The 14,856-nt window shown below is 59.8% G+C and carries 15 protein-coding genes and 1 tRNA gene; 11 read left to right on the plus strand and 5 right to left on the minus strand.

Annotated elements, in window-relative coordinates; all coding sequences use genetic code 11:
- Positions 1-123: 123 nt before the first annotated feature.
- Positions 124-1,119: a tRNA 2-thiolation protein NcsA gene (ncsA, locus tag EPL03_RS03260; protein ID WP_135827900.1), complete on the plus strand. Its 996-nt coding sequence runs from the start codon at positions 124-126 to the stop codon at positions 1,117-1,119.
- Positions 1,120-1,400: 281 nt separating this feature from the next.
- Here the strand turns inward: ncsA and ftsZ are convergent, their stop codons facing one another.
- The 3 genes from ftsZ to EPL03_RS03275 all read right to left on the minus strand — a co-directional run bounded on the left by ftsZ (position 1,401) and on the right by EPL03_RS03275 (position 3,576).
- Positions 1,401-2,633, minus strand: a complete 1,233-nt coding sequence (ftsZ, locus tag EPL03_RS03265) for a cell division protein FtsZ (RefSeq protein WP_135827901.1) — start codon at positions 2,631-2,633, stop codon at positions 1,401-1,403.
- A gap of 4 nt (positions 2,634-2,637) precedes the next feature.
- Positions 2,638-2,817, minus strand: a complete 180-nt coding sequence (locus tag EPL03_RS03270; protein ID WP_135827902.1) for a ribbon-helix-helix domain-containing protein — start codon at positions 2,815-2,817, stop codon at positions 2,638-2,640.
- A gap of 183 nt (positions 2,818-3,000) precedes the next feature.
- Positions 3,001-3,576, minus strand: coding sequence for a double zinc ribbon domain-containing protein (locus EPL03_RS03275; RefSeq protein ID WP_135827903.1), 576 nt, complete (start codon positions 3,574-3,576; stop codon positions 3,001-3,003).
- Positions 3,577-3,775: 199 nt separating this feature from the next.
- Between EPL03_RS03275 and EPL03_RS03280 the strand changes: the two genes are divergently transcribed.
- Positions 3,776-3,849: transfer RNA gene (locus EPL03_RS03280), tRNA-Tyr, on the plus strand.
- Positions 3,850-4,051: 202 nt separating this feature from the next.
- Positions 4,052-4,804, plus strand: coding sequence for a hypothetical protein (locus EPL03_RS03285; protein WP_135827904.1), 753 nt, complete (start codon positions 4,052-4,054; stop codon positions 4,802-4,804).
- A gap of 178 nt (positions 4,805-4,982) precedes the next feature.
- Here the strand turns inward: EPL03_RS03285 and EPL03_RS19750 are convergent, their stop codons facing one another.
- Positions 4,983-5,150 carry a hypothetical protein gene (locus tag EPL03_RS19750; protein ID WP_168216169.1) on the minus strand — a complete coding sequence of 56 codons (168 nt, stop codon included), beginning with the start codon at positions 5,148-5,150 and terminating at the stop codon, positions 4,983-4,985.
- Between the two features lie 210 nt (positions 5,151-5,360).
- Here EPL03_RS19750 and EPL03_RS03290 point away from each other — a divergent pair, with 210 nt between their 5' ends.
- The 7 genes from EPL03_RS03290 to EPL03_RS03320 all read left to right on the plus strand — a co-directional run bounded on the left by EPL03_RS03290 (position 5,361) and on the right by EPL03_RS03320 (position 12,349).
- Positions 5,361-7,271, plus strand: coding sequence for a rep family protein (locus EPL03_RS03290; RefSeq protein ID WP_135827905.1), 1,911 nt, complete (start codon positions 5,361-5,363; stop codon positions 7,269-7,271).
- A 49-nt stretch (positions 7,272-7,320) separates the two neighbouring features.
- Complete coding sequence (locus EPL03_RS03295) at positions 7,321-7,659, plus strand: hypothetical protein (protein WP_135827906.1); 339 nt, start codon at positions 7,321-7,323, stop codon at positions 7,657-7,659.
- Positions 7,660-7,776: 117 nt separating this feature from the next.
- Entirely contained in the window at positions 7,777-8,193 is a 417-nt protein-coding gene (locus EPL03_RS03300) for a hypothetical protein (RefSeq protein WP_135827907.1), read from the plus strand.
- A 196-nt stretch (positions 8,194-8,389) separates the two neighbouring features.
- On the plus strand, positions 8,390-9,865 hold the full coding sequence (locus tag EPL03_RS03305; protein WP_135827908.1) for a hypothetical protein: 1,476 nt from the start codon (positions 8,390-8,392) through the stop codon (positions 9,863-9,865).
- 7 nt (positions 9,866-9,872) lie between these two features.
- Positions 9,873-10,403 (plus strand): hypothetical protein, encoded by a 531-nt coding sequence (locus tag EPL03_RS03310; protein WP_135827909.1) that lies wholly within the window; start codon positions 9,873-9,875, stop codon positions 10,401-10,403.
- Entirely contained in the window at positions 10,400-11,227 is an 828-nt protein-coding gene (locus EPL03_RS03315; RefSeq protein ID WP_135827910.1) for a hypothetical protein, read from the plus strand. Before EPL03_RS03310 ends, EPL03_RS03315 begins: the two co-directional genes overlap by 4 nt.
- Positions 11,228-11,431: 204 nt before the next feature.
- A complete protein-coding gene (locus EPL03_RS03320; RefSeq protein WP_244605189.1) occupies positions 11,432-12,349 on the plus strand; it encodes a hypothetical protein in 918 nt (305 codons plus the stop codon).
- Positions 12,350-13,253: 904 nt separating this feature from the next.
- Here EPL03_RS03320 and EPL03_RS03330 read toward each other — a convergent pair.
- Positions 13,254-13,568, minus strand: coding sequence for an ArsR family transcriptional regulator (locus tag EPL03_RS03330; protein ID WP_135827912.1), 315 nt, complete (start codon positions 13,566-13,568; stop codon positions 13,254-13,256).
- Between the two features lie 126 nt (positions 13,569-13,694).
- Here EPL03_RS03330 and EPL03_RS03335 point away from each other — a divergent pair, with 126 nt between their 5' ends.
- The gene (locus EPL03_RS03335) at positions 13,695-14,735 is read left to right on the plus strand and encodes a tyrosine-type recombinase/integrase (RefSeq protein WP_135827913.1); all 1,041 of its coding nucleotides are present in this window, start codon (positions 13,695-13,697) and stop codon (positions 14,733-14,735) included.
- The last annotated feature ends 121 nt before the right edge of the window (positions 14,736-14,856 follow it).

A 14,856-nucleotide genomic window follows, 5' to 3' on the forward strand; every position in this document is an offset into this window, starting at 1 on the left:
GCGCAACGTGCTCTCCGAGACGGGGGCGAGCGTCCCGCCGGGAATTGAATTTGCTATAGCGATATACGGTTCACACGTCGCGAGGCGAAACCGACAAACGACCGGAACTGCAACGCCGTCGTGATGGATTGTGACAAATGCGGCCGCGAGTCGGTCATGCACGCGGCGTACTCGGGGCTGCACCTCTGCGAGGAGCACTTCCTCGCGTCGGTCGACAAGCGGGTCCGGCGGCGCGTCCGCGAGGACGGTCTCGTCCCCGACGACGCCACGCCCGAGGACCCGCAGACGTGGGTCGTCGGCCTCTCCGGGGGCAAAGACAGCGTCGTCCTCACCGACGTCCTCCACCGGACGTTCGAGAAGGACCCCCGGATCGAACTGGTCGCGCTCACCATCCACGAGGGCATCGAGGGCTATCGGGACGAGAGCGTCGACGCCTGCGTGGAACTGACCGACGAACTGGGTCTCCGCCACGAACTGGTCACCTACGAGGAGGAGTTCGACGTCCGGATGGACGACGTGGTCGAGAGCGACCCCGAGAACATGGCCGCGTGCGCGTACTGCGGGGTGTTCCGGCGCGACCTGCTGAGCCGGTACGCCGAGGAGCTGGGAGCCGACAAGCTCCTGACCGGCCACAACCTCGACGACGAGGCCGAGACCGCGCTGATGAACTTCCTGGAGGGCGACGTGGCCCAGATCGCCAAGCACTTCGACGCGAGTTTAGGCGCGTTCGACGAGCGCGCGTCCGACGACGACCCGACTCGGGAGACGGGCGACCACTTCGTGCCGCGCGCCAAGCCCCTCCGGGACGTCCCCGAGAAGGAGGTCGCGCTGTACGCCCACCTGGCCGACCTCCCGGCCCAAATCACGGAGTGTCCCCACGCCAGCGAGGCCTACCGGGGCGAGATTCAGGAGTTGCTCTACCAGCTAGAGGAGAACCATCCCGGGACCCGCCACTCCATCATGGCCGGCTACGAGGAACTCGCCGCGCTGGCGGCCGAGGAGTTCGGCGCGCGCGAGGAGGGCAGCACGGACCTCGGGGAGTGCGAGCGGTGCGGCTCGTCGACGACCCGTGACGTCTGCCGGAAGTGCTCGCTGCTCGATTCGATTCACGCGGCCTGACCTCTCGACTGGGGCGGTCGCGCTCGGACGAGTGTTCACCATCCGTGCGCTGACTCGTCCGTCCACCTCGGCGCGCGCTGAGGCGTCTTCCGTTCGGTGCGCGCTGGGGGGAGTTTGTGCACACTGCAGGCGGTCTGCGAGGCGGTCGCGGCGGCGTGCAGTCTCCCGGAGGCTCGAGCAGTCCTAGCGTCGCCACTGGGTCTGGTTCTCCGTCTACGAGTCGAACCTAGCTGCTCCCCTCCGAGAAATTCCGCGGACGTCGGACTCGAAATCCGAGCCCGTCAGCGAATCACGTCGAGGCCGTTGTTCTGCTCGACCTCGTCGTGTCCGCCGTCGCTCTCGGCACCCCACTCGTTCGACCCGCTCGACTCGTGGGTCGACTCCGTGGCGTCGCCGAAGTCCCCGAGCCCGTCGATGTTCTGACTCGCGTCGAACGACTGGTCGCCGGCGTCGTTCATGTGCTCGCGCGACCGGTCGGCCTGCCGCTGGGTGTCCGGACCGAGCACCTGCGCGCTCTGGACGCCGGTCATGATGGCCATGACCCGGACCTTGCCCTTGTAGTCGTCCTGGATGCGTGCGCCCCAGATGACGTTCGCGCTGGCCTCCAGTCGCTCGGTGATGTTGGAGGCGATGGACTCGGCCTCCTTGAGCGTGAGGTCCGGTCCGCCCGTGATGTGGACCAGCCCGCCCGACGCGCCCCGGTAGTCGACGTCGAGCAGCGGGTGGTTCATGGCGTCCCGGACGACCTCCTCGGTCTTGTTCTTGTCCTGGGTCTCGCCCACCAGCATCACCGCGACCCCGCCCTTGTTCATGATGGAGGTCATGTCGGCGTAGTCGAGGTTGATGAGGCTGGGCTGGGTGATGGTCTCGGAGATGCCCTTGACAGTCTCGGCGATGATCTGGTCCATCACCGAGAAGGCCTTGCCGATGGGCAGGTTCGGGACGTAATCGAGCAGCCGGTTGTTGTCCAGCACGATGATGGAGTCGGCCTCGGTGCGGAGCTTCTCGAGTCCCTCCTCGGCCTTCACCGTGCGGGCGCGCTCGACGTTGAACGGCGTCGAGACCATCCCGACCACGATGGCACCCTGCTCTTTGGCGATCTTCGAGACCACGGGCGCGGCTCCGGTGCCGGTGCCCCCGCCCATTCCGGCGGTGACGAACACGAGGTCGGCGTCCCCGAGTACGTCCTTGATGGTCCCCTGGGCCATCTCGGTGGCGCGCTCGCCCATCGAGGGGTCGCCGCCAGCCCCGAGTCCGTTGGTGAGGGACTTGCCGACGAGTATCTTCGTCTCGGCCTCGATCATCTTGAGGTGTTGCTTGTCGGTGTTGATGGCGACGGTGTCCGCGCCTTCGACGCCGATGTTGTACAGCCGGTTGACGGTGTTGTTCCCGGCACCGCCACAGCCGACGATTACGATACGCGGGTCGCCGAACTCGTCGCCGTCGATGGACGCGTCCATCTCGCGGCTCTCCTCGTCGGCGTTCTTCAAGGCGTCCTGAACGATATCCTGCATGGCTCTACACCTTCGCCCACGACCGCTTGTTCGTGGTCTGTTCGGTCGTCTCCTCTTGCTCGTTGAGCATCTCCCGAACGGCGGCCCGAATCGCCTCGCTGCGATTCGGGAACTCGCCGGTCTCGACCATCTGTTCGACCTCCTCGATCTGCTGTTTCGGAATGCGGAGTGTCACACGCTCCATAGTTGGTAGTTCCCCTGTGAGTAAGACGGCACGCGACTTCCCGCGCGTCCTGTCTTACGGCCTGTGAGCGCCGAGCACGGCGGACATCCGCCGCGACGCGCCCCAGTGTAAGACAACCGTCTTACGCGTTCCTACAATCATAGTGAAAACTTAAATAGTTAACGGCAGTCGTAAAACGACGTCTTACGACCGGTCGAGCACGTCGGCAGCGGGCGTCCGACGACCGCAGCCGGGACAGAACCCCCAGTCCGAGCGCACCTCGTCGCCGCACTCGCAGAACAGCCGTCGCGTCGCCTTCTCCCCACAGTTGGGGCAGTACACGTGGTCCTCGGCCAGCGACTCGCCACACTGTCCGCAGGCCGTCTCGCCCGCCGCGACGGCGTCGGACGTCTCGACCGCGGAGCGGTCGTCCGACGAGCGCTCGGCCCGTCCGGAGCCGACGTCGGCGCGCGCGGGTGCGGCCGACTCCAGCGTCACGTCGACGTTCACGTCCTGCGGGCCTCCGTCCTCGCGGCCGTGCGACTCGCGCGCCCCGAGCCGCTCTGCGACGAGTTCGTCCACGCGCTCTGCGAGCAGCGCGTCGAGCGAGCCGGTGGGACCGCGTGCGCGCCGGTCCGGCTCGGGTTCCCGGTTCGGGCCGGGCGTCTCGCGGTCGAGATACGCCCGGAGCGCCTCCCGCATGATCTCGCTCTTGGAGGCGTCCCGCGCCTCGATGCGCTCGACCAGGTCCTCGTCGGCGCGGAAGGTTATCTTGCTCATGTGGCAGTTCGTCTCACGCTATGTAGCCATCCTATTTTAACCTTCCCCCGACATGTCCGACGCGCGGGAGACGTCGCTCCCGACGGCGATTTCGCGCTCGGCGTGCGGTTCGGGTCCGCTCGGCGTGCCCGTCCCCGGGCCCGCGTTCCCGCCGAATAATAACCCTTAAGTCCGGTAGGGCTCCTACGTGAAACTGCGTCCGCCCTTAGCTCAGACTGGTAGAGCAGTCGACTGTAGATCGACTTGTCCCCCGTTCAAATCGGGGAGGGCGGACTTCTTCCCCGGTCGTTCTGTGGCTGATAGCGTATCCTCCGCTTTCAAGCCGGTTAGCGTCTGCTTCGTCTGTTCTGTCCTTCGCCTATCACCCCCGAAAATCTGAGTTCAACGGGACTCCAGTTGCGGCCCTGCGTCGTCTCCCGAATTTCATAGCTGAACCGGCAGTAGCTAGCTACTTTTCTAACGGAGGTCGGTCGCTGTGAGCGAGCAGTCGACGGACGGAACCGAGCAGGTCAGGATTGCTCACCTGTTCGCTGACCACGGCGTCGAGGCCGAGGTACTGGCCGCCCACGCCGAGGTTCACCGGTTCACAATCGACCCGCGACCGAACGAGTTCGTCGCCGAGACGACCGAAATCGACCTGATGGAGGAGATCCCGCGCGGACGCTTCGACCTCGCGCTTCTCCATCCGAAGTGTACGAAGTGGGCAGATATGCCGGACGTGGACCCTGAGGACCACGACAACCAGATTCCCCGCGCTCGGGAACTCGGTTGCCGAATCGCCGACGACTACGTCATCGAGAACAAGCCGCGCGCTCCCCTCGAAGACGCGGTCGTCCTTCACGGTCGGATGTTCGGTCTACCGCTCGCCTACGAGCGAGCGTTCGAGGCGTCGTTCCCCATCCTTCAGCCGCCCCAGCAACAACAGTTCGGGGAAAAAACGGTTTCGCCGTACTTCCTCGCCGACCGCACGACGGAGTGGTGGAAGGCGACGAAGGGCTATCGCGGCGACTACCCGAAACAACATCTGGCAAAGAACGCGCTCCCGGCTGCCTACGTTCGGTTTATCGTTCGGTCGTGGTTAGAGTCGAGGGACACCCGCGATGCCGAGGAAGTGCAGGACAACAACAGCCCTGCACCCCGAACAGTCCCCGAGGATCAGGCTAAACTCACCGACGTGAGCGCTCAGTCCAGCACGGACACCGAGCAGCAGGGAGGTCGGTCGCTGTGAGCGAGCGGTCGGACCCGAAGGTCCGGTTCGTTACTGCTCGTGAACTCGCGGCTGTCGAGCGCGATGACGTACTCGACACGACTGATCTCTGGTCACCGGAGGTGACTGCTCGATGTCGGTAGACCTCTCTGAGTACCGTAGCTACCGATGTCACCAGCTTGACTGTCGGCACCAGTGCTTACGACCTGCTGACTCTGAAGAGGCCCTTCGAGACCTCTGCGTCAACTGCCTTCGTAATTCTGAGAAGCCGGAAGTCGATCTTCTCGATGGTATCGACCTCAACTGGTTTCTTGCCCGACTCGACGAAAACCAGAAAGGAGGACCCGGAATGCGACCCCCCTCCCATGGGGGGTCGACCCGGAAGCCGACTGCTCCGGCCCGACCAACGGGAAGGGCCGAACGTGAATGCGGTACTACACACTTGGAAGCCGGTCAAAGTCGACTGACTGACTTCCCAGCTGGAGGTACGCATGGCGACTAAGGGCCTTCTCGTACCTGAGGCCTTTCAGTATGCGTACTTCTGCGATCAACTCTCGGTGTTTCTCCGATAGTCGTTATGTCGGTCGTGGCTGAGGCATGGGACTCTGGTGAGGATTCTGGTCGATGTACCACATCGACATTATGCCATTACTTAGAAGAGCGTGACCTGCTCGGACATGGCCGCCTACGCGACGGTTCATTTTCTGACCGCGACCTCGACCGCGCCCGACTTCTGAAAGCTATTACCAACAATCCCCAAGGAATCCGTCGAACGACACTTGTACACCTCGTTCTCAAGGGTACGAAGCTCTACGACTCACCCCACAACTACGGTTTTGCTGACGTTGATGGCAACGCGCTCGACCGGCATTCCGACTGGCTCGACCGCCTGCATGGCTCTCCCGACTGGGACGAACTCGACGGTTCGGACTCTGATTATAAGTTTACTTATAGGTTCACGCGAACGCTCGAAGAGTGCGGTTTCGTGCGCTTAAACGACACTTCTACCGGCTGTTTCGTGACGCCGACCTTGGAGTGCCTTGACTTGATTTCAGAAGGCACTCGTGAAACAACCACCTCTGCAAACGCTCTGGTGTACGACCGCCAGTTCTGCTCTAATATCCTGAAAGCCGGGAATCGGCTAACTGACGGGCATAAAGAGACGTTGGCGAACTCGCTACAACGTTACATCGACCGTGTAGAGGATTACCGTCTGCTGTTCGATGTATCGGTTTCCAACGGATTCCGGCAGTCTGGCTCAAAGACCATGACGAAGCGGTATAAGACCCGCTTTAATGACGATGGCCGGATTCGGAAGATGTTGGCTCGCTACAACCAAGCGTTGGACGAAATGAAGGCTGACGCTGATAACGCAGTACTCGTTACGCTGACTTCTGATCCAGGTACGCTCGATGACCCTGATCGTCCTGACCCGCGCTCGATCTCCGAACTTACCGAGCTGATTAACCCGAACTTCCATCGGTTGACTCAATATATGAAGTCAGACCCTTCAACGAAGGGTGATACCCGGAAATCTGGCGTACTGTCCTATGCGACTGATCGCGCCGATGAGGTGACCTCTCGACCGCGCAAAAAACTGGATTACCTCAAGGCTCTGGAGTTTACAGAAAGAGGTCTGCCACACCTGCACGTTCTGTTCTTCGACGTTCCCACGAAGGAATCCGGTGAACTCGAAGGCTGTCCATGGCTGATGCACAAACAGGAACTCTCTGACAAGTGGTCCGACTACGGACAGGGCCAAATCGTGGACGTGTATCCGTTGACTTACCGCGACGACCTCAATGACGTAGAAGGGACCGAGTTTGCGAATGATGACGGGTTCGTCTGCTGGTACCGCTATGGGGATAACGAGCTTGACGACGATCGCGCCGAGGACCTTTCCCGGTCGCACCAAATCGACATGGCTGGCGAAGAGGACAACCCCATGCAGAAAACTGCCGGGCAGTACCTCGGTAAGTATCTCTCTATGACCTTCGCGTCCCTGCTTGATGCTTCCGGCGAAGACCTCGAAGAGCGCGAGGGCTATACCGACAAATTTGCCCGTTGGAAACTCGGAATGTATTGGGCCACTGGAAAGCAATTCTGGTCCATCTCTCGCCGCTTGGAGCGTAAAATTGACCGCGATGACCGGCTCCCTGAAGAGGTTGATCGCGCCGTTCGTTGGGCTTCGAAGCATGACGTACAACTTGCCTGCGAACGGCTCAACGTGGACACTTGGCCCGGTGAGGCTCCCATCGATGGCCAACGTGCCAAATCGACAGTTTCACAAGCTGTGACTGTCCCGTTCGTCCAAATCGACCACGTTGGAACTTACCACTTTTCTGACCTCCCTGGACACATCGATACCACTGCCCGGTCGGACCTCGACCCGGTGACCGCCGATTGTGCTGACTCTGAAGAGCCAGTCAATCTTACTCGAGAAGACCGGCCTCCGCCGATGGTCAGTGTTTGGTCTGAAACTGGCTAATTCCCGTAGTTGGAGCTTTAAGTGTAAACCAGCAGTAGGATTCAATGCAATGTCGAAAACTGATGAAAGTGGTTTCGACCTCGATTCGTTTGCGTCTCCTGACGTGGACGAGTCGGAATCGGATAGCGACTACATCAACCTCGATGCTGGCGAGAGCGTCACTGGTGAGATTACGGACGTTAATCTCACTGCTGGCGACAATGGCCTCATCGAGATCGACGGCAAGACACTCTGGCTGAACGCGACGATGCGCCGCCAACTCGAAAGCGGACTCATCGCTGGCGAGCCGGTCGCGCACGTCAAACTGAACGAAGAGCGGTCGTTCGAGGACGAGAACGGCGAGGAACAGACCTACAACCCCCGCGAACTCCGTTTCAAGGATGACTGACATGACTAACGACGACCCCGAAGCGTTCACTGAGTACATCAAGGCTCACAATGAGACGCAGACGGAGGACAGTCGACTCTCGAAGCTGCTGCGGCCCATCACTCGGAGTGGTCCGTAATGGCGACTCGCTCCAGTGGCGCTCGGTCGATGGTGTCCGACTACGCGAACATCAGGAGCATCCCGGCGATCCTCTCTGTCGCGTTCATCGCGGCCTCGCTGTACCAGTTCGGCGGAATCTCCGCTATCGAACTGATGTGGCTCGGTGGAGCTAATGGCTCCTACACGCTGTCGACCCAGCACTCGCTGCTCGTGTCGCTCGGTGCGTTCGTAGTGGCGTTCGCAAGCTCTGAGACCAAGAGCTTCGAACATTACGAGCTGCAGGAGCAGGTCCTGATCGCGCTGGGTCCGGCGCTGATTCTCGGTAACGAGTACGTCACGGTGGTCTCGGACCTCCTGACGAACATCGGTGATCCGCTGGGAATGCAACTCGCGTTCGTCGCAACCATCGTGAGTTGGGCCGTCGCAGTCCAGTAGACGACTAATCCGTTCTTTGTCATAAACGATGACTGATACCGAACAGACGTTAACTCGGAGAACAGTGCTGAAAGGAACAGCCGCAGCCGCAGGCGTCGGCGCGGCTTCGACCGTGCCACCCCGATCTCCTGTGGGCCGCGTTCAGGGTGTAGCACCAATCGTTGCTGCTGGTGCCTTGGTCGGACTCCATTACCTGATGGAAGCGGGTGCCGATAAGCTTCTCGGCGACAATAAGGATTACAGTGGCTACACTGGTGCGGATGCGCTCAAGTCCGACATCTACGCTGGCGCGCTGGAAATGGCGTCTGCTGACGAACGGGTGATGACCTCTATCCGGAATAATGTCAAGAACTCCCGAAACGTCGCGCTCGCTAAAGGGAAGGCCGCTATCATCGAGAAGATGAATGCGGAGAAGGGCGAGTCAGAAGCCGTTACCGCCATGCAGGAAGCCATCGATGACTACTACCTCACGATTTTCCAGAACATGGCGAATCATTGGAATTCTCAACTCGCCCAAATAAAGCACCACATGGACCAGATATCAACCCATGACGGACTGAGTGTTGGGAGCGGGTTCATCTGGCTCACCTCGTACAACGGCGCTCACGACAACAATCACCAATCGACCACGTGGAGTGGACGATACTCCGACATTTTCACCATCACAGTAGAGCCAATTAATGGTGAAGCGGTCGATGTTGATTTCCTCGTTGCTGACTTTGGTTCCCGTGAGTCTGCGCTGGTGCCACACTACTTCGGAAACCAGCACAAGTCGAAGATGGAGAACCAAGCGAGCGGATTCCTGAATAACTCGCTTCAGTACGCGGCGCTGAAAGTCGGGTACCAAGACCCCAACTCCGACCAGATGGTGTCGCTTCCGTTCAAAGGCACCCGGAACTACGACTCGTTCTCGGACCCGATTGGAGAGGCTTGGGCGTCACTCGTCTCAGAACGCGACGAAGTGAACAGCCAACTCTCCGGGTTTGTCTCAGACGTGTACGCCGAATACGACCCCGGCGAGATTCCGACCGAGGAGCTTGTCGACCCCATCACTGCGTCGACCGAACTCTCGCAGAACTACGACGGAATGCAGGCGCAGGGTGTGCATGCGGCCATGCTCGGCATCTCGACTAACGCGGATTTCAGTGTCCAGATGACGCTTCTGGAAGACAATTCGACCGTCTGGGCTGACATCTACACCGAACACGTCCCGACCGACGACAATGGGAACGAGGTCGGGTTCCAGAGTGGTCAGACCTACAGTCCGTCGACGTGGTCGGACCCGCTCTACATCGCCTACGAGTACGATGGCTCGGCGTCGACTACGACGACCGATGGGAACACGACCTCGACCACGACCACGACGACCGATGAACTGCAAAGCGACTTCGTGCAGATAGAGCAGGATTTCCGAATCGAGTTCGTGGTGAACAAAGACGGTGAGGAGGTCACCTCCTTCCAGACCGAATCGAGGAACAACCAAACGAGCGACGTGACCGCACTCGAAAACGAACTCGCGCAAATCCGCGAAGCACAGTTGGAGATGCAGAAAGAAGCCCAGAACGATGGCGGTGGTGGCTTCGACTTCGGCTCGATCTCCCTCGGCCCGATTCCCGGCGAAGGTGTCGTTCTCCTCGCTGTGGCAGCAGCGGCGTGGCTAAAAGGGAGCTAACGCACCCATGAACCGGTTTTTAATCGTGCTGCTCGCGCTGGTAGCTATTGCTCTCGCGTCCGCCCCTGCTGGTGCGCAGGATGTGCCTATCGACGCTCCTGACGTTCCGAATGGTACGAACGGCTGCGGCGAACCGATTCCGGTCGACAACCACACGGCTGTCTGCGATGCGTCGCTCGACGGCAACACGGCGGTGCTTGTCGTCTACAGCGACCGACCCCAGCGGTCGGTCGTGTTGACCAGTCCCTATCGAGAAGGTGTGATTCCTCAGTCGGAACACTATCTTCGAGAAGGGAGGAACCGAATTACAGTTCGGGTCCCTGAAACGTCTGGTGACGTCGGCGTCACGATTGACACGGGCCGCCGGCTTGTCGGCGTTAGTGTTACTTCGAGTTCGTCCCTGATTGCTGGGCCGTTCGATGGTCGTGACGCGCAGACGGCCGCCGTTGGTGGCGCTTCGTCAGTCGGTTTGGTGACGATCTATCTCACGTTCCGGGCCGTTCTCGGTAAACACGATGAACCGGAGCGGATAGCATGACCGACCCGCACGCGCTCGACCGCCGGCCCGCGACCAAAACCGAACTCCTCATCGACTTCGTGAAGGTTCGGTTCTGGAGTATCATCATGGTCGCTTCTCTTCTCGGAGCGCTGGCGTTCTTCCTCGGTCTCGACCCGAGTGTTCCCCGATGGCTCAAACTCTACGTCGTCACGTTCGTCGTTCTGTCTCCCGCTGGCTGGCTCGTCGGCCAGAAAGTGATTTCTCTCCTCTGGTCGCTGAATTACATCTACCTGCTCGATTTAGACGCTCGCTACGTCGACGGTGCGCTTTACCGGTTCCCGTTCGAGCATTTCCACGAGATTGAGGTGACGAACGGTGCGCTCGACGAGCTCACGTCGAACCTCTACGTCGGGAAAAATGTCGACCTCGAAGAGATGACCGTCGAAGGGACGTGGCGCGGGACGCTGTCCGACCGCGAACTCCTCACTGCGCTCAACAAAGTCGACCAGTGCTACGGTCAGCTTCGAGACGACGCGAAGGAAGGATTCGCGTGGAAGAATAGCGCCTTCACCATCGTCTATAACGCCGTGCGGTCTGGTGTCACGCACGTCGTCAGCACGTTCGAGGAAGGAAGCCTTCCCGACGAAGGCGACGGTCTGGGCGAAGCCGTAGACGACGCGCTCGACCGCTACGACCTCGAACAGGAACTCGAAGAGCTGACCGAACAGGTCGACCCCGACCCGGCCGAAGCCGAACGAGATCCGGCCGACGACCTCGGCGACGATCTCGACGGCGACCCGCTCGACTCGACCGACCCGGTCGAACAGGTCCGCGATAACGCGAAGGTGACTACCGATGACTGACTCACGATACCCCGATTGGTGCAACGTACCTGATTGCTGTGACGAATGTGGAGATGAGTGTGACCCTGATGAGTTGGTCCGTCGTGTGAACGCGATAGAGGGTCCAACGTACCGTTGTGCTTCTTGCATGGTGAAATTCTCATGACCGAATCGGACGAACTCTTCCTGACCGCGGCGAAGCTCCGCGAACAGGTGCGCGGCGAGATGGACGGCGATGACCGGCTCCATCCGCACGCCGGACTCGTCCCGGACGCGAACGACCGCGCAGTGCTTTCGTTCGTCGAACACTCGCTGGCGACCAGCGATGTGGACGCTGGTCAGTTCGAGGACACTGCTCTCGGACAACTGGTCACGTCCAAGCTTCGCACTGACGAAGCGACGGAAGCGGTCTACTCCGGCGATGGGACGGCGCTCTCGCATCTCGTCGGAGTGACGGAACAGGACCTCGACGGGTCGGCGCTCCGGCTCCCGATGAAGCTGCTCGCCCAGTTGGACAACAACGACGCGCCGGCATTCGTCGTTGGCGCTGGAAATCCGAACACAGGGAAGACGAACACGATGGCGCTACTCGCCGAACTCCGTGCTGCCGACCGCGACGATCTCCTCGTGGTCTCGAACGTTCGGTCGTGGGACCTGACCGACGTGGCGGTGACCTCGGCGCACGACTTGCTGGTGACGCTGCTCGAACACCGCGACCGTCCGAAGTTCGTGGTGATCGACGAGGCCTCGACGCACTTCGACGCGCGGACCTATAGCCACGAGGTCGCCACGCAGTGGACGCCACTGGCGAAACGGTTCGCCAAAATCGGCGTCGATGCGTGCGGACTGATCTGCCACTCCGGGAAGGACCTCCACCCCGAAGCGAAGCGACTGGCGACGCTGCCGTACTTCAAGCGGGAGAAGAAGGTCGTGGACTTTTTCGAGCGGTGGCCTGCTGACGCTGATATGCCTACTGACCAGTTGTTCGGTGGCTCTGTAGAAGAGTTAGAGCCGACTGGGAGTGAGTACGACCCCGACGACGCTGCGCCGTGGTCGTGGGATTTGGAGTCTGAGTTGTTCACGCTCGACCTTGGTTGGCAGGAACTTCTCTCTGAATTGCAAGAACGCGGAGCGGCTAAGTAGTATTGACAATTCCAACCCACCCACACGCCCACCCGTTTGGGTGTCTGTCGCGTTATTGTGACTGATAATAGTTTCTAGATACTGAGAATTGTTTCGCTGGAATAGACTGAATGGTCGCCGAATGAGTCCCCGATATGCTGGCGGCGACCGAGTCCCCGATGGGAGAATTCAGTTTGAGAATGCGTCCGTCGAACGAGTCCTCGATGTGCTGACGGCGACCGAGTCCCCGATGAGAGAGCATTACGGGCTTTCTGCGCGAGTGTGTATAATGATATTTTCTTGCATTTCCGTTTCGATTTCGATTCTTCGGCGTTCCCCTTGGCTCATGCGTACGACCTTGCTGTCTTTCTTGAGAACTGTGCCGTCCCCCGTTTCCTGTTCGACAATGATTCGTGTTTTCCCACCTAACCCGTTGTTCTTTGCTATTACCTGACAAACGTCGTTTTGTAGTGTTCTTCTTTGACATTCTACCTCTTTGATTTCAACTAATGTTGCTCCTCCCGTGCATCCCGCCAATCCGACTAGTGACGTTCCGATAGCACCCCGTAAGAAACTCCGCCTATCCATAATTCGAGACGTGGATAGGAGATATTTAGAGTTATTGGTTAGCTTTGGAGTTTGACTGGTGATGGCCGTGGTTGATGAGCCGCGTCGAGTTCACCTTCCAGATAGAGCTGTCCCCAGGTGGTAATCTCATACATTCTCTTGTGAACTGGAGCAAGAAACCCGGCGTAGGTAAGCATCCTACATCGGTCTGAGATGATACCTTTTGTCGCGTCGAACTCTGGTAGTGACGCCATCACCGAAGGAGTAGACCAGCCTTCTTCTTCGATGTGTTCGAGGATTCGGTCATCAAGCTGCTGCATCCAACGTGCTGACCGGCGGAAGGCGACCGGCATCTTAGTCACCCGTTGCTTTTCTCAGAATTCTCATTATTAGCTTCTTCAGTTTCGATAGGTTCCTCCGGTGCGTCTTCGTGAGTGTCGAGTTCTCCCTGAAGATACGCTTCCCCTCGGTCCGTGATCACGTAGACACCGTTTCCGACTGCCTTTAGTAGCCCATGTTCTGCGAGCTTCTTGCATCGACGGGCAATATATTGCCGAGAATAGCGGATAGGTCCGTCCTCCTTCATCTCGGTAGGTGACCCGTGTTCGTTCTCCTTGATGTATTCAAGGACCCGGTCATCTACAATCGACATCCACCGGCCAGACTTTCTCATATATTTCTCATTCCCATTTGTGAACCAAGGGTGATACAAACTGCCCTACTGCCTTTTAGGATAAACATACTCGAATAAGTTCCTCCGTAACCTATAATAGACGAGAGCTAAAATGCGAGACCAGAAATGACTGAGCTTGAACCTCTCGCTCCGTCGGAAGCTCTCGATCTCTACATGGAATCGAGAGACGACGCGTCGGAAAACACAATGGAAGGCCAGTTTTACCGGCTGAAAGCGTTCGTTGCGTGGTGCGACGAGCAGGGTATCGCCAACCTCAACGAGTTGTCTGGTCGAGACCTCTACCAATACCGTATCTGGCGACGCGACGGTGGCTACTCCGGAGAGGAACTCAAGACGGTCACGCTGCGAGGTGACCTCGCTACGCTTCGAGCCTTTCTCCGGTTCTGCGCCGAAATCGACGGCGTCCGGGAAGACCTCTACGACCAAGTTCCGTTGCCGAAGGTTAGCGGCTCGAACGACGTGAGCGAAAGCACCCTCGAACCTGACCGCGCTGTCGAGATCGTCGATTATCTCGACCAGTACGAGTACGCGAGTCGTCGGCACGTTATCTTTCAGCTGCTCTGGCACACCGGTTGTCGGATGGGCGAGCTGCGCGCGCTCGACCTCGGCGATCTCGACCTCGACGGTGACCGGCCCCGCGCTGATGGCCCGGCGATTCACTTCGTTCATCGACCAGAATCGGACACGCCGCTCAAGAACAAGGAGAACAGCGAACGTTGGAATGCCATCAGCGGCCACGTCGCCCAGACGCTCCAGGACTACATCGACGGTCCCCGAGACGATGTTGTCGACGAACATGGACGGGAGCCTCTGATAACTACATCGAACGGTCGAGTCGCGTTGTCGACGATTCGGGATAACGTTTACCGGGTGACCCGTCCCTGTTGGCGCGGCGAAGCCTGTCCGCACGACCGCGATCCGGAGGACTGCGACGCGACCGAGTACGCCCACATGAGTACCTGCCCGTCGGCTCGGTCTCCCCACGACGTCCGGAGTGGCCGGGTGACGGCGTTCCGGCTCCAGGACTCTGACCGGAGCCTCGTGAGTGACCGGATGAATGCCAGCGAGGAGATTCTGGACAAGCACTACGACCGGCGCAGTGAGCGCCACAAGGCCGAGCAGCGACGGAGGTTCTTCGACCTATGAATCAGTTGCTCGAACGAGGTCACGAACGGCTTTGTAGCGCCGTTCGGGGAGGGCGGATTTAGGCAGTAAATCCGACCGAGCCGATTTGGGCTCGGAAGTCACAGCCCGCGCAGCGAAGCGA

The organism is Halorussus halobius, assembly GCF_004765805.1.
GTDB classification, from domain to species: Archaea; Halobacteriota; Halobacteria; order Halobacteriales; family Haladaptataceae; genus Halorussus; species Halorussus halobius.